22 protein-coding genes are annotated in these 22,168 nt (G+C 70.7%); 12 read left to right on the top strand and 10 right to left on the bottom strand.

Features of this window, described 5'->3' with window-relative positions:
• Positions 1-3 precede the first annotated feature (3 nt).
• From ACIBG7_RS23175 to ACIBG7_RS23140, 8 genes are read right to left on the bottom strand one after another with little or no spacing between them, the layout of a single operon-like run.
• Entirely contained in the window at positions 4-921 is a 918-nt protein-coding gene (locus ACIBG7_RS23175) for an aldo/keto reductase (RefSeq protein ID WP_397337553.1), read from the bottom strand.
• Positions 918-1,223, bottom strand: coding sequence for an L-rhamnose mutarotase (locus ACIBG7_RS23170; protein ID WP_357926713.1), 306 nt, complete (start codon positions 1,221-1,223; stop codon positions 918-920). Before ACIBG7_RS23170 ends, ACIBG7_RS23175 begins: the two co-directional genes overlap by 4 nt.
• Positions 1,223-2,206 (bottom strand): ABC transporter permease, encoded by a 984-nt coding sequence (locus ACIBG7_RS23165; protein WP_357926716.1) that lies wholly within the window; start codon positions 2,204-2,206, stop codon positions 1,223-1,225. The genes ACIBG7_RS23170 and ACIBG7_RS23165 overlap by 1 nt, the downstream gene beginning before the upstream one ends.
• On the bottom strand, positions 2,203-3,681 hold the full coding sequence (locus tag ACIBG7_RS23160; protein WP_357926719.1) for a sugar ABC transporter ATP-binding protein: 1,479 nt from the start codon (positions 3,679-3,681) through the stop codon (positions 2,203-2,205). Before ACIBG7_RS23160 ends, ACIBG7_RS23165 begins: the two co-directional genes overlap by 4 nt.
• Positions 3,682-4,704 carry a sugar ABC transporter substrate-binding protein gene (locus ACIBG7_RS23155; protein ID WP_357926720.1) on the bottom strand — a complete coding sequence of 341 codons (1,023 nt, stop codon included), beginning with the start codon at positions 4,702-4,704 and terminating at the stop codon, positions 3,682-3,684.
• 2 nt (positions 4,705-4,706) lie between these two features.
• Positions 4,707-5,429 carry an SDR family NAD(P)-dependent oxidoreductase gene (locus ACIBG7_RS23150; RefSeq protein WP_397337552.1) on the bottom strand — a complete coding sequence of 241 codons (723 nt, stop codon included), beginning with the start codon at positions 5,427-5,429 and terminating at the stop codon, positions 4,707-4,709.
• On the bottom strand, positions 5,426-6,703 hold the full coding sequence (locus tag ACIBG7_RS23145) for an L-fuconate dehydratase (protein ID WP_357926725.1): 1,278 nt from the start codon (positions 6,701-6,703) through the stop codon (positions 5,426-5,428). The genes ACIBG7_RS23150 and ACIBG7_RS23145 overlap by 4 nt, the downstream gene beginning before the upstream one ends.
• Complete coding sequence (locus ACIBG7_RS23140) at positions 6,700-7,539, bottom strand: fumarylacetoacetate hydrolase family protein (protein WP_397337551.1); 840 nt, start codon at positions 7,537-7,539, stop codon at positions 6,700-6,702. The genes ACIBG7_RS23145 and ACIBG7_RS23140 overlap by 4 nt, the downstream gene beginning before the upstream one ends.
• A 234-nt stretch (positions 7,540-7,773) precedes the next feature.
• Between ACIBG7_RS23140 and ACIBG7_RS23135 the strand changes: the two genes are divergently transcribed.
• The 5 genes from ACIBG7_RS23135 (at position 7,774) to ACIBG7_RS23115 (ending at position 13,930) form a co-directional block, all read left to right on the top strand.
• Positions 7,774-10,047, top strand: coding sequence for a glycosyl hydrolase family 95 catalytic domain-containing protein (locus ACIBG7_RS23135; protein ID WP_397337550.1), 2,274 nt, complete (start codon positions 7,774-7,776; stop codon positions 10,045-10,047).
• Positions 10,048-10,184: 137 nt separating this feature from the next.
• On the top strand, positions 10,185-11,318 hold the full coding sequence (locus tag ACIBG7_RS23130) for a cytochrome P450 (protein ID WP_397337549.1): 1,134 nt from the start codon (positions 10,185-10,187) through the stop codon (positions 11,316-11,318).
• A 4-nt stretch (positions 11,319-11,322) separates the two neighbouring features.
• A complete protein-coding gene (locus tag ACIBG7_RS23125; RefSeq protein ID WP_357926737.1) occupies positions 11,323-11,760 on the top strand; it encodes a GNAT family N-acetyltransferase in 438 nt (145 codons plus the stop codon).
• Positions 11,761-11,949: 189 nt separating this feature from the next.
• Positions 11,950-12,768, top strand: a complete 819-nt coding sequence (locus ACIBG7_RS23120) for a hypothetical protein (protein ID WP_397337548.1) — start codon at positions 11,950-11,952, stop codon at positions 12,766-12,768.
• A 646-nt stretch (positions 12,769-13,414) separates the two neighbouring features.
• Complete coding sequence (locus ACIBG7_RS23115; protein WP_397337547.1) at positions 13,415-13,930, top strand: GNAT family N-acetyltransferase; 516 nt, start codon at positions 13,415-13,417, stop codon at positions 13,928-13,930.
• 241 nt (positions 13,931-14,171) lie between these two features.
• Here ACIBG7_RS23115 and ACIBG7_RS23110 read toward each other — a convergent pair whose 3' ends face one another.
• Entirely contained in the window at positions 14,172-15,194 is a 1,023-nt protein-coding gene (locus tag ACIBG7_RS23110; protein ID WP_397337546.1) for a GDP-mannose 4,6-dehydratase, read from the bottom strand.
• A gap of 242 nt (positions 15,195-15,436) precedes the next feature.
• Between ACIBG7_RS23110 and ACIBG7_RS23105 the strand changes: the two genes are divergently transcribed.
• From ACIBG7_RS23105 to ACIBG7_RS23090, 4 genes are all read left to right on the top strand, one after another.
• Positions 15,437-16,684 (top strand): glycosyltransferase family 4 protein, encoded by a 1,248-nt coding sequence (locus ACIBG7_RS23105; protein WP_397337545.1) that lies wholly within the window; start codon positions 15,437-15,439, stop codon positions 16,682-16,684.
• A 43-nt stretch (positions 16,685-16,727) separates the two neighbouring features.
• Positions 16,728-17,438 carry a methyltransferase domain-containing protein gene (locus ACIBG7_RS23100; RefSeq protein WP_357926750.1) on the top strand — a complete coding sequence of 237 codons (711 nt, stop codon included), beginning with the start codon at positions 16,728-16,730 and terminating at the stop codon, positions 17,436-17,438.
• Positions 17,435-18,484, top strand: a complete 1,050-nt coding sequence (locus ACIBG7_RS23095; protein ID WP_397337544.1) for a prenyltransferase — start codon at positions 17,435-17,437, stop codon at positions 18,482-18,484. Before ACIBG7_RS23100 ends, ACIBG7_RS23095 begins: the two co-directional genes overlap by 4 nt.
• A 157-nt stretch (positions 18,485-18,641) precedes the next feature.
• Entirely contained in the window at positions 18,642-19,643 is a 1,002-nt protein-coding gene (locus ACIBG7_RS23090; RefSeq protein ID WP_397337543.1) for a DUF1702 family protein, read from the top strand.
• 32 nt (positions 19,644-19,675) lie between these two features.
• On the opposite strand, the gene ACIBG7_RS23085 is transcribed toward ACIBG7_RS23090, so the two are convergent.
• The gene (locus tag ACIBG7_RS23085) at positions 19,676-20,293 is read right to left on the bottom strand and encodes a class I SAM-dependent methyltransferase (protein WP_397337772.1); all 618 of its coding nucleotides are present in this window, start codon (positions 20,291-20,293) and stop codon (positions 19,676-19,678) included.
• A 61-nt stretch (positions 20,294-20,354) separates the two neighbouring features.
• Between ACIBG7_RS23085 and ACIBG7_RS23080 the strand changes: the two genes are divergently transcribed.
• From ACIBG7_RS23080 to ACIBG7_RS23070, 3 genes are read left to right on the top strand one after another with little or no spacing between them, the layout of a single operon-like run.
• Positions 20,355-20,798: a pyridoxamine 5'-phosphate oxidase family protein gene (locus ACIBG7_RS23080; protein ID WP_357926761.1), complete on the top strand. Its 444-nt coding sequence runs from the start codon at positions 20,355-20,357 to the stop codon at positions 20,796-20,798.
• The gene (locus ACIBG7_RS23075; protein WP_357926764.1) at positions 20,795-20,986 is read left to right on the top strand and encodes a ferredoxin; all 192 of its coding nucleotides are present in this window, start codon (positions 20,795-20,797) and stop codon (positions 20,984-20,986) included. The genes ACIBG7_RS23080 and ACIBG7_RS23075 overlap by 4 nt, the downstream gene beginning before the upstream one ends.
• Positions 20,987-20,992: 6 nt before the next feature.
• Positions 20,993-22,078, top strand: coding sequence for a Zn-dependent alcohol dehydrogenase (locus ACIBG7_RS23070; protein ID WP_357926767.1), 1,086 nt, complete (start codon positions 20,993-20,995; stop codon positions 22,076-22,078).
• Positions 22,079-22,168: the final 90 nt, after the last annotated feature.

Genomic DNA, 22,168 nt, shown 5'->3' with positions numbered 1-22,168 from the left:
CACTCACTCACTGGCGACGGAAGAAAGTTCCGGCCACAGCGCCTCGGGCACCGGCGCGGCGGCCAGCGCCGCGTTGGCCCGGATCTCGGCCGCCGACTTGGCGCCGACGACGATCGAGGAGACCGCCGGGTGCCGCAGCGGGAAGGCCATGGCGGCCTGCGGCAGCGAGACGCCGAACCGCTCGCAGGTCTGCGCCAGCCGCCGGGCCCGGTCGAGCAGGGCGGGCGGCGCGGGCAGGTAGTCGAAGGTGCCGGCGGGCTCGGGCGTGGCCAGCAGGCCGCTGTTGAAGACCCCGGCGGCGATCACCTGCACCCCCCGCGCGGCGCACTCGTCGAGCAGGGGCAGGCCGCTCTGGTCGAGCAGGGTGTAGCGGCCGGCGAGCATGACGACGTCGAGGTCGGTCTCCTGGACGAACCAGAGCGGGACCTTCCACTGGTTCATCCCGATGCCGATCGCGCGGATCAGCCCCTCCGAGCGCATCCGGTCGAGCTCGGGGTAGGCCTCCTCCAGCGCCTGCTCCACGTGGTCGTCCGGGTCGTGGATGAGCGCGAGATCGACGGCCGGGACGCCGAGCCGTACCAGCGACTCCTCCAGGGAGCGGCGCACGCCGGCGGCGGAGAAGTCCCAGCGGCGGCGCAGGTCGCTCCGGACGGCGAAGCCGGCGGTGTCGGGCTCGACCGGATAGCCGGGCTCCAGGAGCCGGCCGACCTTGGTGGACAGCACGTACCCGGAACGCTCGCGCAGGGCCGCGCCGAGCCGCCGCTCGGACAGGCCGAGGCCGTAGTGCGGCGCGGTGTCGTAGAGCCGGACGCCGCTGTCCCAGGCGGCGTCCACGGTCGCGCGGGCCTGGGCGTCGTCCACCTCGGCGTAGAGGTTGCCGATGGGGGCGGCGCCCAGCCCGAGCCGGGGCAGGTCGATCACCCGAGCTCCCACACCTGCCGGAGCCCGGTGGACTCCTGGTCGAAGTCGCCGTCGAGCAGCCGGTTCATCTGCCGCTGCCAGGCGATGTCGGCCGGTTCGTGCTTCATCCCGGCCTGGAAGGCGGCCCAGTCCTCGACCTCGACGTAGTGGAAGAGGTCGAGGCCGTCGCGCCAGATGCGCCAGACGTGCACGCCGTGCCGGCGCAGCGCCTCGTCGAGGTCGGCGGGGACGACGGCGTGCTCGCGGTCGTAGATCTCCTCGCAGCCGGGCTTGAGCCGGGTGCGGATGGCCAGGCGTTGCATCAGTCCTGTGCCTTTCCGCCGGCGACCCGGCTGATGATGAGCGCGATCAGGATGATCAGACCGTAGACCACCGGCTGCCAGAAACCGGACACGCCCTTGAGAGTCAGGAGGTTCTGGACCAGGCCGATGACCAGGACACCGGTGAGGGCGCCGAGGATGGTGCCCTTGCCGCCGTCCATGCTCACGCCGCCGATGACCGCGGCGGCGAAGACCATGAAGATCCAGCCGTCGCCCTGGCCGGAGCCGATGGCGCCGAGCCGGCCGGTCTCCAGGATGCCGGCGAGCGCGGCGAGCACGCCGCCGAGGATGAAGACGCCCCAGAGCACCCGGTCCACCCGGATGCCGGCGGCGCGGGCGGCGTCGGCGTTGCCGCCGATGGCGTACAGCGAGCGGCCGACGCGGGTGTAGGCCAGGGCGAAGATGCCGCCGGCGAACAGGATCGCGGCGATCCAGATGGCCGCGGGCAGGCCGAGCCAGGTGGTGCTGCCCAGGTAGAGGATGGATTCCGGCAGCTTGAAGAGGGTCTTGCCCTCGGTCGGCCCGAGCTGCAGGCCGCCGATGACGATCATCATCGCGAGGGTGACCACGAAGGCCGACAACTGGAACCTGAGGATCAGGAAGCCGTTGAACGCGCCGATCGCCGCGCCGATGAGCAGGCAGAGCGGGATCACCAGCGCCGCGGGCAGCCCCAGGCCGAAGCCGCCCGCGGAGGCGGGCACGACCAGCATCACCGCGATGGCCGGGGCCATGCCGACGGTCGCCTCCAGCGACAGGTCGAACTTGCCGGAGATGAGGATCAGCGCCTCGGCCAGGACGACCAGCGAGATCGCGGCCTGCTGCTGCAGGACGTTGGTGAGGTTGCCCGCGGTCAGGAAGAACGGGTCCAGGATCGCGCCCACGATGAGCAGGAGCACGATCACCGGGACCAGCGTGAGGTCCCTGAACCTGGTCAGGCGCAACCTGGGTGCCGTCAGTGTTGTCACTCTTCGATGCCTTCCATCACGGCCACGAGTTCGTGGTCGGTCCATCCACGTGGCACGTCCTTCACGATCCGGCCGTGGAACATCACCAGGACGCGGTCGCAGATGCGCAGGTCGTCGAGCTCGTCGGAGACGACGACCGCGCCGGCCCCGCGCTCGGCGGCGTCCTCCACCGCGCCGAGCAGGGCCTGCTTGGCCTTCACGTCGACGCCGGCGGTGGGGTTCATGACGACCAGCGCGGCGGGCTCGTCCACCAGCGCGCGGGCGAAGACGACCTTCTGCGCGTTGCCGCCCGACAGGTCGCCGACGGGCTGCTCGGGGCCCTCGGTCTTGATGTCCAGATCCTTGATCATCTGTACGGCTCGCGCCCGCCGCCGGGCCGGGCTGATCACCCCGAACCGGCCGAGCTTGCCGGCGATCGGGATGGTGGCGTTCTCCCCCACCGACAGCAGCGGCACGAAGCCCTCGTGGTGCCGGTCCTCGGGCACGAAGCCCAGCCCGGCCGCCAGGAAGGCGGGCACGTCGCCCGGTTTGGGCTGGGTGCCGTTGACCGTGACCGTCCCGGCGTCCGGCCGGCGCAGCCCGACCAGGGTCTCGGCCAGGCCGATCTTGCCGCTGCTGGCGGAGCCGGCCAGGCCGATCACCTCGCCGGAGCGCACCTCCAGGTCGACGCCCTCGTAGCGGCCGGCCAGCGACAGCCCCGAGGCGGCCAGCACCACGCCGGACCCGGGGGTACGGCTGCGCGCCTGGTAGGCCGCGGTGGCCTCGCCGGTCATGGCGTCGACCAGTTCCTGATGCGGCAGGTCGGCGACCGGGCGGGTCATGATGTGCCGGGCGTCGCGGAAGACCGTGACGCTCTGGCAGATCTCGTACACCTCCTCCAGGTGGTGCGAGATGTACATCATCGTCACGCCCTGCGCCTTGAGCGCCCGCATGCGGACGAACAACCGCTCGATCGCCGGGCCGTCCAGCCGGGCGGTGGGCTCGTCGAGGATGATGAAGCGCGCGCCGAACGACAGCGCGCGGGCGATCTCGACGAGCTGGCGCTGCTCCACGCTGAGCTCGCCGGCGAGGCGCTCGCCGTCCACGTCGACCTCGTAGGTGTCGAGCAGCTCGCGGGCCTTCGCGCGCAGGGCCCGCCAGTTGATGATCCTCCCGGTGGTCTGCCGGTGCAGGAAGAGGTTCTCGGTGACCGTCAGGTTCGGGATGATCGTCGACTTCTGGTACACGCAGGCGACTCGTCGCCGCCAGGCGTCCCGGTCGGCGAGGGCGGGCGCGGGCGTTCCGGAGAACAGCACCTCGCCCTCGTCCGGACGCTGGAGCCCGGTCAGGATCGACACGAGCGTGGACTTGCCCGCGCCGTTCCTGCCCACGAGGGCGTGCGTCTCGCCCTCGGCGATCGAGAGGCCGGCGCCGTTCAGCGCCGTCGTGGGACCGAAGCGCTTGGTGATGGACCGGGCTTCAACGTGAATGTTCATCTACTTGACCGTGTTGCCCCAGAGCTTCGGGTCGTCGACGTTCTCCTTGGTGACCAGCGGCGCGGGAAGCTGGTCCTCCAGGCCGTTCGGCAGCTCGATGATCGTGCTGTCGTGGTCGGTCGGTCCCGGCTTGAACGTCTTGCCGTCCACCGCGGCCTTGGCGTAGAAGAGCGCGTACTTGGCGTACAGGTCGGCCGGCTGCGAGACGGTGGCGTCGATCTCGCCCTTGCGGATGGCCTCGAACTCCTGCGGGATGCCGTCGTTGGAGACGACGAAGACGTGCTTGGGGTCCTCCGGCGCGACCAGCAGGCCCTTGGTCTTCAGCACCTGCAGCGTCGGGGCCAGGTGCACGCCGCCGGCGTGCATGTAGACGCCCTTGATGTCGGGGTGCTGCTCCAGGCGGGTCTGCAGCATCGAGGCGGCCTTGCTGCCGTCCCACTCGGTCGGCTCGTCGAAGACCTGGATGCCGGGGAACTTGCCCTTCATGCACTCGTGGAAGGCCTCGGAGCGGTCGCGGCCGTTGATCGAGCCGAGCGCGCCCTGGAGCTGCACGACCTTGCCCTTGCCGCCCAGCTTCTCGCCGAGGAACTCGCAGGCCTTGGTGCCGTAGGCGCGGTTGTCGGCGCGGACGACCATGTAGACCTTGCCGGTGTCGGGGCGGGTGTCGACCGTGATGACCGGGATCTTCTTGGTCTCGAGCTGCTGGAGCGTGGTGGCGATGGCCGCGGTGTCCTGCGGGGCCATGACGATCGCCTTGGCGCCCTGGCCGGTCAGCGTCTGCACGTTGCTGACCAGCTTGGAGACGTCGTTCTGCGAGTTGGTGGCGTTGAGCAGGTCCACCTTGAGCTCGCCGGCCATCGTCGGCACATACTTGATGTAGGAGTTCCAGAAGTCGGAGTCGGCGCGCGGGTGGTCGATGCCGACCTTGCCGCCGCCGGCCGCCGCGGTGCCGTCCGAGGTGGACCCGCAGGCCGCCAGCAACGTCACCATCGCCGCGCCGGCGAGAACGGAAGTGAGCTTCATGCTTACCCTTCCACGGGCCGCAGCCGCAGCCCTTGCATGCCACCGTCGACCGCCAACGCGGTTCCAGTCGTGGCTCCGGATTCAGGACCAGCGAGGAAGGCGATCGCCGAGGCGACCTCCGCCGCGCTGACCAAGCGGCCCATGGGCTGCCTGGCGTTGAGTGCCTTGCGCTCGGCTTCGGGGTCGGTGGCCGAGTCGAGCAGCCTCTGCACCCAGGGGGTGTCGGCAGTGCCGGGGTTGACGCAGTTGACTCTGATTCCTTCGCGGACGTGGTCGGCGGCCATCGCCAGGGTCAGCGACAGCACCGCGCCCTTGGTCGCGCTGTAGAGGGCCCGCATGGGCAGGCCCGCGGTGGCGGCGATCGAGCAGGTGTTGATGATCGCCGCGTGCTCGGACCTCCGGAGGTACGGCAGAGCCGCCCGGCTGACCCGGACCAGCCCGAGCACGTTGACGTCGTAGACCTTGAGCCACTCGGCGTCCGGGTTGTCCTCGACGGTGCCCTGGGCGCCGATGCCGGCGTTGTTCACCACGATGTCGAGCCCGCCCAGGCGCTCGGCGGCCTCAGCGACAGCCGTACGGACCTGCTGGTCGTCGGTCACGTCGCACCGGATGCCGTCGGCGGGCGGGACCAGGTCGAGTGCCACGGCCTGCCAGCCCCGGGCACGGAAGGTCTCCACGACGGCCAGGCCGATGCCCGAGCCGCCGCCGGTCACGATCGCTCTCATTGGTCCCTCCAGACGTCGCCGCCGGGATAGCTGTGGGCCGCGATCGACTCGGCGTGCATCTGCGCGCTGAAGCCGGGGGTGAGCGGCGCGCGGTAGTTGCCGTTCTCGATCACGACCGGGTCGACGAAGTGTTCGTGCAGGTGGTCCACGTACTCGATGACCCGGTTGTCCATCGTGCCGGTGACCGCGACGTAGTCGAACATCGACAGGTGCTGGACCAGCTCGCACAGCCCGACGCCGCCGGCGTGCGGGCAGACCGGGACGCCGAAGCGGGCGGCCAGCAGCAGGATGGCGATGTTCTCGTTGACGCCGCCCACCCGGGCCGAGTCGAGCTGCAGGTAGGACAGGGAGCCCGCCTGGAGCATCTGCTTGAAGATCATGCGGTTCTGGACGTGCTCGCCGGTGGCGACCTTGATCGGGGCGATGGCGCGGGCGATGGTCGCGTGGCCGAGCACGTCGTCGGGGCTGGTCGGCTCCTCCACCCAGTGCGGGCGAAACTCCCGCAGCGCGGTGACCCACTCGATCGCGGTGCCGACGTCCCAGCGCTGGTTGGCGTCGATGGCGATCGGGAAGTCGGGGCCGCAGACCTCGCGGGCGGTGCGGAAGCGGCGGATGTCGTCCTGGAGGTCGGCGCCGACCTTGAGCTTGATCTGGGTGAAGCCCTCGTCGAGGGCCTCCTTGCACAGCCGGCGCAGCTTGTCGTCGTCGTAGCCGAGCCAGCCGGGCGAGGTGGTGTAGGCCGGGTAGCCGTGCCGCTTGAGGTGCTCGATCCGCTCCCGCTTGCCGGGTTCGGCCCGGCGCAGGATCTCCAGCGCCTCCTCCGGGGTGAGGGCGTCGCTGAGGTAGCGGAAGTCGATCAGGTCGACGAGCTGCTCGGGGGTCAGCTCGGCGAGCAGCAGCCACAGCGGCTTGCCCTCGCGCTTGGCCTTGAGGTCCCAGAGCGCGTTGACGACCGCGGAGATCGCCATGTGCATGACGCCCTTCTCCGGGCCGAGCCAGCGGAGCTGGGAGTCGTAGACCAGCTCCTTGTACAGCGCGCCGAGGTCGTCGGCCTCCCGGCCCACGACGTAGGGGCGCAGCGCGTCGATCGCCGCGGTCTGCACGTCGTTGCCGCGGCCGATGGTGAAGGCGAAGCCGTGGCCCTCCAGGCCGTCGTCGCTCTTGAGCACCACGTAGGCGGCGGAGTAGTCGGGGTCGGGGTTCATCGCGTCGGAGCCGTCCAGCTCCCGCGAGGTCGGGAAGCGGATGTCGTGCGTGACCAGCTCAGTGATCATGCCTGGCCCACCGTCTGGCGCTGCCGGCCGAGACCGTCGATCTCCAGTTCCATCACGTCTCCGGCCTTGAGGTAGGGGAAGCCGCCGAGGGCCACGCCCGCCGGGGTGCCGGTGTTGATCACGTCGCCCGGCTCCAGCACCATGAACTGGCTGAGGTAGCGGACGATCTCGGCCACATCGAAGATCATGTTCTTGGAGGAGCCGTCCTGGCGCAGCTCGCCGTTGACCCACAGGCGCAGGCCGAGGTCCTGGGGGTCGCCGATCTCGTCGGCGGTCACCAGCCAGGGGCCCAGCGGGTTGAAGGTCTCGCACGACTTGCCCTTGTCCCACTGGCCGCCGCGCTCCAGCTGGAACTCGCGCTCGGAGACGTCGTTGGAGATGGCGTAGCCGGCGACGGCGGCCAGCGCCTCCTCGCGCGATTCCAAGTAGCGGCAGGTCCGGCCGACGACCACGGCCAGCTCGACCTCCCAGTCGGTCTTCACGCTGCCCCGGGGCACCAGGACTTCGTCATGAGGTCCGATCACCGTGTTGGCCGCCTTCATGAAGACGACCGGCTCCTCCGGGACCGCCGCGCCGGACTCGGCGGCGTGGTCGCGGTAGTTCAGCCCGATGCACACCACTTTGCCGGGACGGGCCACGGGTGCGCCGATGCGCAGCCCCTCGGCCTCGATCACCGGGAGGGACCCCTGCTCCAGTGCCCGGCGGACGCGCTCCACACCGCCGGAGGCGAAGAACGCCCCGTCGAGCTCGGCCTCCCCGATGTCGCGCAGGCGTCCGGCGGCATCCAGCACGGCCGGCCGTTCCTGCCCGGCAGGTCCTACTCGCAGCAACTTCACAACAGCATCCCCTAGCCCATACATCGGATGTCTTGAGGCTTGATGCTGCTATGGTCGGACCAATCATGTCAAGACCCGCACAGGAGATACCTCCGATCTGTGACCTGGGTAAAGTTGGACACATCTGCCCAGGTCGGGGGCTATGTGCGTTATACATCGGATCACAACGCGGGTAACAGCCGTGTTTCCAGGGGCCCCCGCCCGCTGCCCGCTCCCCTGTCGCCGGAGGATTCATTGGCCGCCACGCTCTGGTACGACCAGCCCGCCACGTCGTGGGAGAACCAGTCGCTGCCGATCGGGAACGGGGCGCTCGGCGCGACCGTCTCCGGCGGCGTCGCCGGCGAGCGGCTCCAGTTCAACGAGAAGACCCTGTGGACCGGCGGCCCCGGCTCCCGGGACGGCTACAGCTCCGGCGACTGGACGAGCCCGCGGCCCGGGGCCCTGGCCGAGGTCCAGGCGCGGCTCGACCGCGACGGCCGGATGCCGCCCGAGGAGGTGGCCCGGATGCTCGGCCGGCCGCGCATCGGCTACGGCGCCTACCAGACCTTCGGCGACCTGCACCTCGACACCGGCCACCACGACGCCACCGGCTACCGCCGCGAGCTGTCGCTCGGCGAAGGGGTGGCACGGGTCGCTTACACGGCGGGCGGGGTGCGTCACACGCGCGAGTACTTCGCCAGCCACCCCGGCCACGTGATCGCCGGCCGGCTGGCCGCCGACCGGCCCGGCGGGCTCTCCTTCACCCTCCGGCACACCTCGCCGCGCGACGACCAGCGGGTGACGGCTCGCGACGGACGGCTGACCATCCGCGGGGCGCTGGCCGACAACGGGCTCCGCTTCGAGGCGCAGGTCCAGGTGGTGGCCCTTGGCGGCAGCCGGCGTGACGAGGGCGACCGGGTCGTGGTCGCCGGGGCCGACAGCGCCTTCTTCGTGCTCTGCGCCGGGACCGACTACGCGCCGGTCCACCCCGGGTATCGAGGGGAGGATCCGCATGATCGGGTGACTCGCGCGGTGGACGCGGCGGTGGCGCAGGGGTACGAGGCGCTGCTGCGGGCGCACGTGGCCGATCACCGGGCGCTGTTCGACCGGGTCACGCTCGATCTGGGCGGGGGCTTGCCCGCCGTACCGACCGATCGGCTGCGGGCGGCCTACACCGGCGGCGGCTCGCCCGACGACCAGGCGTTGGAGGCGCTCTTCTTCGCTTACGGCCGCTACCTGCTCATCGCCTGCTCGCGCGCCGGCTCGCTGCCGGCCAACCTGCAAGGGGTGTGGAACGAGGCCACCGACCCGCCCTGGGCGGCCGACTACCACACCAACATCAACCTGCAGATGGCCTACTGGCCGGCCGAACCGGCCAACCTGGCCGAGACGGCCGCGCCCTACGACGCCTACGTGGCCTCGCTGGTCGAGCCGGGGCGGCGTACCGCGGCCGGGATGTTCGGCTCGCGCGGCTGGGTCGTGCACAACGAGAGCAACCCGTACGGTTTCACCGGCGTGCACGACTGGGCCACGGCCTTCTGGTTCCCCGAGGCCGCCGCGTGGCTGACCCAGCAGTTGTACGACCACTACCGTTTCGGGCTCGACCGGGACTACCTGCGCACGGTCTACCCGATCATGCGCGAGGCCGCGCTGTTCTGGGTGGACAACCTGCGCCCCGACCCGCGCGACGGCCGGCTCGTCGTCTCGCCCAGCTACTCCCCCGAGCACGGCGACTTCTCCGCCGGGGCCTCGATGTCCCAGCAGATCGTCTTCGACCTGTTCACCAACGTCCTGGAGGCCGCCGCCGCGCTCGGCGAGGACGAGCCCGAGGTACGGCAGGCGCTGGCCCGGCTCGATCCGGGGCTCCGCGTCGGCGGGTGGGGGCAGCTCCTGGAGTGGAAGGGCGACTGGGACGACCCGGACGACACCCACCGGCACGTCTCGCACCTGTTCGCCCTGCATCCCGGCCGGCAGATCGAGCCCGGCTCCGCGCTCGCCGAGGCGGCACGGGTCTCGCTGGCCGCGCGCGGCGACGGCGGCACCGGCTGGTCGAAGGCATGGAAGATCAACTTCTGGGCCAGGCTCCGTGACGGCGACCACGCCCACCGGATGCTCGCCGAGCAGCTCCGCGGCAGCACCCTGGACAACCTGTGGGACACCCACCCGCCCTTCCAGCTCGACGGCAACCTCGGCGCGACCGCGGGGATCGCCGAGCTGCTGCTCCAGTCGCAGACCGGAGTCGTCGACGTGCTGCCCGCCCTGCCCTCGGCCTGGCCGGCCGGCTCGGTGACCGGGCTGCGCGCCCGTGGCGCGGTGACCGTGGACGTCACCTGGAGCGGGAGTACGGCAAGCGAGATCGTCCTGCGCACGGGATCGACCGGGCCGCTCCGGGTACGGAACTCGATGCTGACCGGCCCCTACCGCCTGCTCGACGACGCCGGCGAGCGGGTCGGGCACACCCGATCCGGCTCGACGATCACCTTCGCCGCGGGCGCCGGGCGGTGCTACCGGATCGTGGCCGGCGCTTGACGGTCGTACAGGACGGAGGTAGAACACGTTACAACGTGGTGAGTCTACCAAGCGCTTGATCAAGTAGCGCGGTGAGGTGGCCCGGTATGCACATCGACCTCGTTGACCAGGACCAATACGCCCACTCTGGCCCACCCTTGGCGCAGCTCGCCTGGCTCAGAGAGCACCACCCGGTCTACTGGCACGAGGGAGAACCAGGTTTCTGGGCAGTCACCAGGCACGCTGACGTCACCCACGTCTCACGCCACTCGGAGCTCTTCTCCTCCGCCAGGAAACTGGCGCTGTTCAACGAGATGCCCGAGGACCAGCGCGAGCTCCAGCGCATGATGATGCTCAACCAGGACCCGCCCGAGCACACCCGCCGGCGCTCCCTGGTCAACCGCGGCTTCACCCCGCGCACCATCGGCGCGCTGGAGCAGCACATCCGCGACATCTGCGACGACCTGCTCGACCAGTGCACCGACGAGGCCGACTTCGTCACCCAGGTCGCCGCCCCGCTGCCCCTGTACGTCATCTGCGAGCTGCTCGGCGCGCCGGTCTCCGACCGCGACAAGATCTTCACCTGGTCCAACCGCATGATCGGCGCCCAGGACCCCGACTACGCCAGCACCCCCGAGGAGGGCGGCGCGGCGGCCATGGAGGTCTACGCCTACGCCGCCGAACTCGCCGCCCAGCGGGCCGCCGCCCCGCGCGACGACATCGTCAGCAAGCTCCTGCGGCCCACCGACACCGGCGAGCGGCTGACCGACAACGAGTTCGAGCTCTTCGTGCTGCTCCTGGTCGTCGCCGGCAACGAGACCACCCGCAACGCCGCCTCCGGCGGCATGCTCGCCCTGTTCGACCACGCCGACCAGTGGGCCCGCCTCGTCGCCGACCCGGGCCTGGCCGGCACCTGCGCCGAGGAGATCGTCCGCTGGGTCTCCCCGGTCAACCTCTTCCGCCGCACCTCCACCTGCGACCAGGAACTCGGCGGCGTGCCCATCAAGGAGGACGACAAGGTCGTCGTCTTCTACTCCTCCGCCAACCGCGACGCCGCCGTCTTCACCGACCCCGACGTCTTCGACATCGGCCGCGACCCCAACCCGCACATCGGCTTCGGCGGCGGCGGCGCGCACTTCTGCCTCGGCAACCACCTCGCCAAACTCGAACTGCGCGTGCTGTTCGAGCAACTCGCCCGCCGCTTCCCCCGCCTGCAGCAGACCGGCGAAGCCCGGCGGCTGCGCTCGAACTTCATCAACGGAATAAAGGAGTTGCCCGTCCGCCTAGGGTGACCTTGTGCACGTCATCGATATCTCGCCCGACCAGCGCCTGCTCGACCTGCAGCGCGCCGCCTACGCCGTCGAGGCCGCCCTCATCGGCGACGACCGTATCCCGCCCCTGCACGAGCCCCTCGCCGACCTGCTCGCCGCGCCGCTCACCTGGGTCGGCGCCTTCGACGGCGACGCCCTGCTGGGGGCCATCGCCTGGGAGGCCGACGAGGACGCGCTGGACATCAACCGGCTCGTCGTCTCACCCGCGGCCTTCCGCCGCGGCATCGGCCGGCTCCTCGTCGCCACCGCCCTGGACCGTGCCGCCGGCCGTACGGTGCTGGTCTCCACCGGCCGCGACAACGCCCCCGCCCGGCGGCTCTACGAGGGGTACGGCTTCACCTGGCTGAACGACGTCGAGGTCATCCCCGGCCTCTGGATCACCAACTACCGCTTGGCTCCCTGACCTTCTTGCCGGGACCCTTCCACCACCTCGGGCCCTGTTCCCCTTTCCTGCCGCCTCGCTCCTGCCTCTTTCCTGGCCAGGCCACCCCCGTTCACTGCTCATCCACAGATCCACCCCGGGTGCCCCCTTATCCCCAGAACCCCGTTCGGCGGCCAGCCCAACCACCCCACTCCCCGCATCCTTGACCGCGTGTCCCTCCTGACCCGAGCCCGCCTCCTCACCACCCTCCTCCCCGAGGCCGTCGCCTGCCGCCAGACAGCCGCCCACGTATGGGGCCTGGCCACCCTCCCTTGGTCCAAGCCCGAAACCGACATCCCCGTAGACCTGATCACCCCCACCCCCCTGGACATCCCCGGCTGCCGCACCCACCAAGACCCCCTCCCGCAAGCCGACGTCACCACCCACACCGGCATCCGAGTCACCACCCAGGAACGCACCGCCCTCGACTGCGCCCGCCACCTCCCCCGCCACACCGCGGTAGCCGCCCTCGACCAGTTCCTCCGCCTGGGCCTCGACCTCGACACGTTGGCCCGCCAGGTCAGCGGCTTCTGGCGCCTGCGCGACACCCTGGCCATGGCCGACGCCGGCGCCGCCTCCCCACGCGAGAGCTGGCTGCGCGTCACCCTGATGGAAGCCTGCCTCCCCCGCCCGACCACCCAGATCCACGTCCCCCTGTCCGCGGACCGCAGCGCCTACCTCGACCTCGGCTGGCCGGACTTCAAGGTCGCCGTCGAATACGACGGCAACGAACACCACTCCACCCCCGGAGCCCGCGCCCGTGACCAACGCCGCCGCGACGCCCTCCGCGCCTTGGGCTGGCGCGTCATCACCGTCGACCGCACCATCCTCCCCGCCCGCACCGCCGACCTGCTCGAGGTCGTCACCGACGCCCTCATGGAACGCGGCTGGCAACCCGGCCCAGCCCGCATGACCGCCATCCTGTCCCGCATCCGCGCCGCCCGCCGCCCCACCACCCACCGCCGCAGAACCTGGCGCACCTTCCGCTAGCCCCCTCGACCCGCACCGCTGCCCCTCGGACAAGCGGGTGACCGTCAGGAAGACAGAGCGGGCCCGTCACCCGCATAGAGCCAGACGGGCCACAGACGGAGTACGGCGGGCCGCTCGGACCCAGGTGGGCCTAAGGTCGCCCACAGCGCGGCTAGCGGAGTACGGCGGAGCGGCCGGAGTGGATGGGCTGGGTGAGCGGGCGAGGTGAGCGGGCGGCTGAGCGGACAGGCATGGGGCGGCGGGGTGGGCGGGCGCTAGTTGGATGGAATTGGGTGCATCCGAGGTGGAGTCGGCTGTATCTGGAGTGGGCCCCAGGTTCGTCGCGGGGAGACAGCGGCTGGCGCGGTCGGGATGATGGTGGCGTGAGAAATGGAGCTTCCCGGTTCACCCACCTGATGCTTGCGAGACAGGACGTGCGACCCGATGTCGGTCGGAAAGGCCGAGTGGCGCCGACCACCAGAGTGCCCGGGGTTACCGGAGTGCCTGAGGTCGTTCGCAAGGAAGGACCCACCCAAGGACCCGCTGCCGGGCGACGGGATGAGGGTGACGCCACCCTGGAGGGCCGCGGCGCAAAGGGCACCGAGGGTTGGCGGTTTCGGCTGATGGGGTGCGGGTGGGTTGGCGGCGGGGACGAGAGGGTGGCGGCGTGAACGGGGTCACAGCCGAGGTCATCAACACGGAGCGATTGGAGTTGCTACCGCTGCGAGTGGAGGACGCCGAGGAGATGGCTGAGGTGCTGTCGGATCCGGCGCTGCACGCCTATATCGGTGGGACGCCGGATGATGCCCAAGCGTTGAGAGCCCGGTATGAGCGCATGACCACGGGCTCACCCGATCCGGCGATCACGTGGTTGAACTGGGTGATCCGGCTCCGCGACGAGGCCCGCCTGACGGGCACCGTACAGGCGACGGTCAGCCCCGCCGGGGAGGAGCGGATCGCGGAGATCGCATGGGTGGTGGGAAGCCCGTGGCAGGGACGCGGCATCGCCAAGGAAGCGGCTCGCGGGCTTGTCGAGTGGCTCGGTCGGCAGGGGGTGCAGGTGGTCGTCGCGCACGTCCATCCCGAGCATGAGGCGTCCGCCGCGGTGGCCGCGGCGTGCGGGCTGGCACCTACGGACATTTGGCACGACGGTGAGGTCAGGTGGGAGCGGACGATCGGGTGACGGGCGAACCACCCAACGGGACTCGGCGGACGGCGGCCCGCTGAGATCGTCCCCGCTTGTCCCGGACTGAGTGGGTAATCAGCCAGCGGGGATCAGCTCCCATGTCCCCTAAGACCAAGCGGGCAGGCCGCCCGCGTCGATCAGGCCGCCCATCCCTCACACCAAGCGGACCGGCGATCCGCCACACCAGGCAGATGAGCAACCCGCCTTCGAGAGGCCCCGCGCATCCAGGTAGCCGAGGTCAGGGCCAGGAGGAGTCCTGGTCGGGGTCGCCGCCGGCGGACAGGAGGCGGAGGTCGGATTCCACCATCATGGCCACGAGCTCGTCGAAGGACACCGTGGGTTCCCAGCCGAGCTGGACGCGGGCCTTCTTGGGGTCGGCGCAGAGGAGGTCGACCTCGGCGGGCCGGTGAAGGGTGGAGTCGCACACGACGTACTGCTCCCAGTCCAGGCCGGCGGCGGTGAAAGCAGCCTCGACGAGTTCGCGGACGGACTTCATCCGGCCGGTGCCGATGACGTAGTCCTCCGGGGTGGCGGCCTGGAGCATGAGGTGCATGGCCCGGACGTAGTCCCCGGCAAAGCCCCAGTCACGACGGGCTTCGAGGTTGCCGAGCCGCAGCTCGGAGGCAAGGCCGAGCTTGATCCGGGCGACTCCGAGGGAGACCTTGCGGGTGACGAACTCGGCCCCGCGCCGCGGGGACTCGTGGTTGAAGAGGATCCCGGAGACGGCGTACATGCCGTAGGACTCACGGTAGTTCTGCGTGAGGAAGTGCCCGTAAGCCTTGGCGACGCCGTACGGAGAGCGGGGGTGGAAGGAGGTGCGCTCGGTCTGCGGGGTCTCGCTGACCTGGCCGAACATCTCGGAGGACGAAGCCTGATAAAAGCGGATCTGTCCGGAGGCGGCCGACCCACGGGAGATGCCGGAACACACCCGGATGGCCTCAAGCATGCGCAACACGCCCATGCCGGTGACCTCGGCGGTGAGTTCGGCCTGCTCCCACGACATGGGGACGAAGGAGATCGCGCCCAGGTTGTAGACCTCGTCGGGCTGGACCCGCTCGACGGCGGAGATGAGCGAGCCCTGGTCGAGCAGGTCGCCACGGACGATCTGCACGTCCGCCAGGAGCTTGCGGGTGCGGGACACGCGGGGGTTGGCCTGGCCGCGGGCGAGGCCCCACACCTCGTAGCCGAGCCCGAGCAGGTGCTCGGCCAGATAGGAACCGTCCTGGCCGGTGATGCCGGTGATCAGAGCGCGCCTGGCCAACGGGGTCCTCCCACTGTCGTCTGTTGGCACGGAATGTACCGGCACCGAGGTCGATCAAGCATCCGGCCCCAGTAGAACCTGTTCCACAGAATAACCCTCGGTCAAGGCAATGTCGCAGTTCGCAAGGGCTGCGACAGCCACTGGGAACAATTCCACGTGACGTACTGAATGGTAGCCTTTTCCGACTAAGGTCATCTTCCACGGTACCCACCCCGGACCCGGGGCCTACCGGTGAGAAAGGGGTGTCCGTGAGCGACGACAAGCTGCGGATCGCACTGCTGTCCTACCGCAGCAAGCCGACCTGTGGCGGGCAGGGCGTCTACCTCCGGCACCTCAGCAGGGAACTGGTCGCGCTGGGCCACCACGTCGAGGTCTTCTCCGGCCAGCCGTACCCCGAGCTCGACGAGGGCGTCCTCCTCACCAAGGTCCCGAGCCTCGACCTCTACCGCGACGAGGACCCGTTCCGCACCCCGAAGCTGGCCGAGTACCGCGACTGGATCGACTGGCTCGAAGTCGGGACGATGTGGACCGCGGGCTTCCCCGAGCCGCTGACCTTCACCCTGCGCGCCTACCGCGAGCTGAAGAAGCGGGTGGGCGACTTCGACGTCGTCCAGGACAACCAGACCCTGGGCTACGGCCTGCTCGGCATCCAGAAGCTGTTCCCCGTGGTCGGCACGATCCACCACCCGATCAGCGTCGACCGGCGCATCGAGCTGGAGGCGGCGCAGGGCTGGAAGAAGCTGACCATGCGCCGCTGGTACGGCTTCGTGAAGATGCAGGCCAAGGTCGCGCCGAAGCTGAGCCCGATCCTGACGGTGAGCGAGTCGTCCCTCGCCGACATCCACCGCGACTTCAACGTGCCGCAGGCCAACATGCGGCTGATCCCGCTCGGCGTGGACACGCGCTACTTCCACCCGCGCCCGCACCTGCCCAAGCGGCCGGGCTCGATCGTCGCCGTGGCCAGTGCCGACTCGCCGATGAAGGGCGTGGCGACGTTGCTGCGCGCGGTGGCGAAGCTGGCCACCGAGCGCGACGTCAACCTGACCGTGGTCAGCAAGCCGACCCCGGGCGGCCCGACGGAGAAGCTGGTGCAGGAGCTGTCGCTGAGCGACCGCGTCCGCTTCGTGCACGGCATCTCCGACACCGAGCTGGGCGAGCTGATCGCGACCAGCGAGATCTCCGTGGTGCCGAGCCTGTACGAGGGCTTCTCGCTCCCGGCCGTGGAGCACATGGCCTGCGGCACGCCGCTGGTCGCCTCCCGCACCGGCGCGCTGCCCGAGGTGGTGGGCGACGCCGCGGTGCAGGTCGCGCCGGGCGACGCCGAGGAGCTGGCCGCGGTGCTGCGCCGGCTGCACGACTCGCCCGAGGAGCGGGCCGCGGTCGGGCAGAAGGGCTACGACCGCGTGATGGAGCGCTACACCTGGAACGTGGTGGCCAAGCGGACCGTCGAGGCACACCGCGAGGCCATCGCCGCCTGGAAGCGTCCCTAGAGACCACCCCGTCGAAATCGTCCTGAGGACAGGAGTTCGGTAAGTGCTGACCGTCGACTTCGCCAGGTTGCCCGTGGGGCCCGGCTTGCGTGTACTCGACCTGGGCTGCGGCGGCGGGCGGCACGCCTTCGAGGTGTTGCGCCGCGGCGCCGACGTGGTCGCCTTCGACATGGACCAGGCGGAGCTGGAGAGCGTCAAGGCGATGTTCCTGGCGATGGAGGAAGCCGGCGAGGCGCCCAGGGGCGCGAGCGCCGAGACGGTCCACGGCGACGCCCTGGAGATGCCGTTCGAGGACGCCTCGTTCGACCGGGTGATCGCCGCGGAGATCCTGGAGCACATCCCGGACGACATGGCCGCGATGCGCGAGCTGTTCCGGGTGCTCAAGCCGGGCGGCACCGCCGCGATCACCGTGCCGAGCTTCCTGCCCGAGCGGATCTGCTGGGCGCTGGACGAGGCCTACCACACGGCGCCCGGGGGACATGTCCGGATCTACACGCTCGCCGAGCTCAGCGCCAAGCTGAAGGCCACCGGATTCGAGATCGGCGGCCACCACCACGCGCACGGGCTGCACGCGCCGTACTGGTGGATCAAGTGCGCGGTCGGCGTCGACAACGACGAGCACTTCCTGGCCAAGGCCTACCACGAGCTGCTGGTCTGGGACATCATGAAGCGCCCGGCCGTCACCCGGATCGCCGAGGAGCTGCTCAACCCGCTCATCGGCAAGAGCGTGGTGCTCTACGTAAAGAAGCCATGATCTCGTCCGAGCAGGTCGTCCAGACCGCCAAGAGCATCGCGGCGATCCAGCAGGCCGACGGCGGCGTGCCGTGGCCCGAGGGCCACGTCGACGCCTGGAACCACATCGAGTGCCTGATGGCCATGTCGGTGGCCGGGCTGACCGACGAGGTACGGCAGGGCTACGCCTACCTGCTGCGGCACCAGCGCCCCGACGGCTCGTGGCCGGCCAAGCTCCAGGACGGCGAGCCGCTGGAGTCCAACGGCGAGTCCAACCACGCCGCCTACCTGGCCGTCGGCGTGTGGCACGAGCTGCTCGTGACCGGCGACGAGGACTTCGCCGCCCGGTTGTGGCCGGCGGTGAAGCTCGCCCTGGACTACGTGGTGGGTCTGCAGACCGATCGCGGTGAGATCGTCTGGGAGCGTGACGCGCGGGGCCGCGCCTCCGACTACGCCCTGCTGACCGGCTGCTCGTCCATCCACCAGGGCCTGCGGTGCGGGGTGGCGCTGGCCGAGCGGTTGCGCGACCCGCAGCCGCACTGGGAGTTGGCGGCCGACCGGCTGGCGCACGTGGTCAGGGCGCATCCCGAGGCGTTCGCCGACAAGAGCCGCTTCTCGATGGACTGGTACTACCCGGTGCTCGGTGGTGCGGTGCGCGGGCCGGAGGCCTTCGAGCTGCTGCACCGCGACTGGGCCACCTTCGTGGTGCCGGGGCTCGGCATCCGCTGCGTGTCCGACCAGCCGTGGGTGACCGGGGCGGAGACGTGCGAGCTGGTGCTGGCTCTCGACGCGCTCGGCGACCAGGGCCGGGCGCGGGCGCTCTTCGGCGACATGCAGCACCTGCGGCACGAGGACGGGTCGTACTGGACCGGCTGGCAGTTCGCCAACCGCAAGCACTTCCCGCACGAGCGCTCGGGGTACACCGCCGCCGCGGTGATCCTGGCCGCCGACGCGCTGCAGGGCTTGACGGCCGCCGCGGGCATCTTCCGCGACGCCGCCGCCCCCGCCGCCCCCGCCGCCCCCGCCACGAACCCGGACGCCTGCGGCTGCACCCCAGCCCGCGCCTAGCCCAAAAGGACCGCCTGCGGCTGCACCCCAGCCCGCGCCTGGCCCAAACGGGGTGCACCCCCGGGCCGGGCGGAGCGCAAGCCGCTTTGCCGATTCTTTAGCGCTCCCCTCCGGAGTGCCGCCGCCCGACCCGGCCAGGCCCTGACTAGCTTCGGGAGTGGCCACAAACGGCGTCTTCGGGGGAACAGTGGGCGCACCATCGCTCTTGGACCAGCTCTGGACCGAACCGACACCTGCCGCTCCACGCGGCCTCCGGCGCCTGCTGGCCTTGGACGCGGATCGGGCCGGGCTCGCCCGGCGCCGCTTCCGCCTCCGGCCCGGACCAGCCCGCGAGACCCTGGAGCGAGCCGAGCGGTCGTGCATCCTCGGCTTCAACTCGGCGCTCGCCGAACAACCGCATCTGATCGACCAGCTACCCCCTGACCAGCGAGGGTTCGCCTGCGAAGGCGCCGCGGCGGCGTCCGCGCTCCTCGACCTGGTCACCCTGACCCGGGGCCGGCGCCTGCACGAGCTACTGGCCGGCCCCGCCGTACATCACCCCCATGCCGTGTATGTCGGGGCGGGGCGGGCGTATGCCCGCCTGCCCCTGCGGCCGGGGTTCGCGCGGTTGCATCCGCTGCATCGCTGGGCCGCGCTGGACGGGCTCGGCTTCGAGCACGGCCTGGCCGACGCCGACCGGGCGGTGGGCGAGCGGGTGCAGCCGCGGGTGCGCGGGCGCGACGAGCAGGCCCTGGCGGACCAGGGGCTCGGGCGGCTGCTGTGGGTGCACGAGTGCGCGGCGCCCGACGACGTGGCGGCACGGATCGGGTCCTTTCCGGCGCCGCGCCGGGGTGATCTGTGGAGCGGGGCGGGCTTCGCGGCGACACAGGTGGGCGGGGCGGACTCCGAGGAACTCAGTGCGCTGGCCTTCCACGCCTCGGCCGACGGGTTCCGCGCGCACCTGGCTCAGGGCAGTGCCTTCGCCGCCGCGGCCTGGTTGAGGTCGGGACACCTGCCGCTGCACACCGTGCAGGCGTCGATCCTGCTGGCCGGGGCCGAGCCCGACGAGGCGGCGGCCCGGGTGGACCGCGCGCTGATCGGCCTGGGGCACGACCCGCGCACGGCCGAGGACTACCTCGCCTGGCGAGCGCACACCCGCCGCGCCTTCACCCGCCGCTGACCGAAAGCTCGCTACTGACCAGGAACCGCTGGTCAGCCGACCCGTTCCAGGACCCGGAGCGACCCCTCGACCCGGACCTCCTTGAACCCTTCCTTCAGCGCCCGCAGGTAGACCCGGTAAGGCGCCTGCCCACCGTCCGCCGGATCGGGGTAGATGTCGTGAAAAATCAGCACCCCTCCCGCCAGCACATGCGGCGCCCACCCCTCATAGTCCCGGGTCACCGGCTCCTCGGAATGCCCGCCGTCGATGAAGAGCACCGCCAGCGGCGTGTTCCAGAACGCGGCCACCCGGGCCGAGCCGCCCACGATCGCGACGACCTCCTCCTCCAGCCCCGCCTCGGCGATGGTCGCGCGGAAGACCGGCAGCGAGTCCATCTTGCCGAACCGCGGGTCGACCAGCGTCGGGTCGTGGTGCTCCCAGCCGGGCTGGATCTCCTCCGATCCCCGGTGGTGGTCGACGGTGATCACCACCGACCCGGCCAGCCGGGCCGCCGCCCCGAGGTAGATCGCCGATTTGCCGCAGTAGGTGCCGATCTCGCAGATCGGCCCGCGCGAGCCGTACCGCAGGGCCGTCTCGAACAGGGCCAGCCCCTCGGCCTCGGGCATGAAGCCCTTGGCGAGCGAGGCGGCGCGGCGCAGGTCAGCAGGCATCTCCGTCATACAACCGAACATTACTCTTGAACCTCATTCTGGAACCTGTTCTACTGGCCTCGTGAATCAGCGCGCCCGCATCGCGATGACCGAGGAGCAGGTCGCCGCCCTCCTCGCCGAGTCCAGGAAGCTGCAGTTGGCCACGATCAACCCGGACGGGACGCCGCACCTGGTCACCATGTTCTACGCCCTGGTGGACGGCAAGATCGGCTTCTGGACGTACGGCAAGGCGCAGAAGACCCGCAACCTGGAGCGCGACCCCCGGGTGAGCTGCCTGATCGAGACGGGCGAGGACTACAACGAGCTCCGCGGCGTGCTGCTGTACGGCGTCGCCAAGCGTGTGGATGCGGTGCTGGACGTCGGCCTGGAGATCGTCCGCCGGATGACCCCCGGCGTCGACGACGAGGCGCTGCTGCCGTACGTCGAGCAGACCGGCCGCAAGCGGCTGGCCTTCGTCGTGGAGCCGACCAGAGTGGTCTCGTGGGATCACCGGAGGCTGGCATGAAGGTCAAGGTCGACTATCTGGTCTGCGAGGCCAACGCGGTCTGCATGGGCCTGGCGCCCGAGGTCTTCGAGGTGGACGACGAGGACCAGTTGCACATCCTGCTGCCCGAACCGCCCCCGGAGCTGTCCGACCGGGTGCGCCACGCCGTCCGGTCCTGCCCCAAAGCCGCTCTCTCACTGGAGGAGTAACCCCTCATGCGCGCCGCCGTCGTATCCGCCGCAGGCGATGACAAGCTCGACATCCGCGACGATGTCACCCTCACCCCGGTGGGACCGGCCGACGTCCGGGTCAGGATCAAGGCGACCGGCGTCTGCCACTCCGACCTGTCGGCCATGAGCGGCGTGCTCCCGCAGCCGATGCCGCTGGTGCCCGGGCACGAGGGCGCGGGCGAGGTCGTCGAGGTCGGCGAGCACGTCACCTCGGTCAAGCCGGGCGACCACGTGATCATCAACTGGCGGCCCGCCTGCCAGGAGTGCGACCTGTGCGTGGGCGGCCAGCCGTACCTGTGCATGAAGTACGTGATCGAGTCCTTCAGCGTCCCCAGGCTGCGCTACAACGGCGACACCCCGCTGTACGGCATGGCCGGCTGCGGCACCTGGGCCGAGGAGTCGATCGTGCCCTGGCAGGGCGCGATCAAGATCGACCCGGAGGTCCCCTACGAGGTGGCCGCGCTGATCGGCTGCGGCATCACCACCGGCGTCGGCGCGGTGCTCAACACCGCGAAGGTCCGGCCGGGCTCGACGGTCGTGGTCATCGGCTGCGGCGGCGTGGGCCTGTCGGTCATCCAGGGCGCCCGCGTCTCCGGCGCCCGGGTGATCCTCGCGGTCGACCCGCTGGAGTCCAAGCACGAGCTGGCCCGCAAGGTCGGCGCGACGCACGCGGTCACCCCCGAGGGCCTGATGGAGGCGATCGGCTCGCTCACCGGCGGCACGGGCTTCGACTACGGCTTCGAGGTGGTCGGCAAGGCCGCCACCATCCAGTCCGCGTGGCAGGCCACCCGGGCGGGCGGCGACGTCATCGTCGTGGGCGCCGGCGCGATGGACGACATGGTCTCCATCTCGGCCTTCAGCCTGCTCTTCGAGGGCAAGAACCTGCTCTCCAGCCTGTACGGCGAGGCCGACGTGCGGCACGACTTCCCCTACTTCGCCAAGCTGTGGAAGTCCGGCCAGCTCGACCTCGACTCGATGATCAGCTCCCGCATCCGGCTGACCGACCTGAACGACGCGGTCGCGGCCCTCAAGGGCGGCGACGTGCTCCGCCAGATCGTGGTCATGGACTGAGCCTGGGAGCCAGCTCCTAAGCGACAAATCCTCCTTCTGTGCCATATAGCGCCCCAATTTCCGGGAGACGCTGGAAGGGCAGGCACAGAA

The organism is Nonomuraea sp. NPDC050328 (assembly GCF_044459405.1).
Taxonomy (GTDB): Bacteria; Actinomycetota; Actinomycetes; order Streptosporangiales; family Streptosporangiaceae; genus Nonomuraea.
This window is presented reverse-complemented; position numbering and strand designations above follow the sequence as displayed.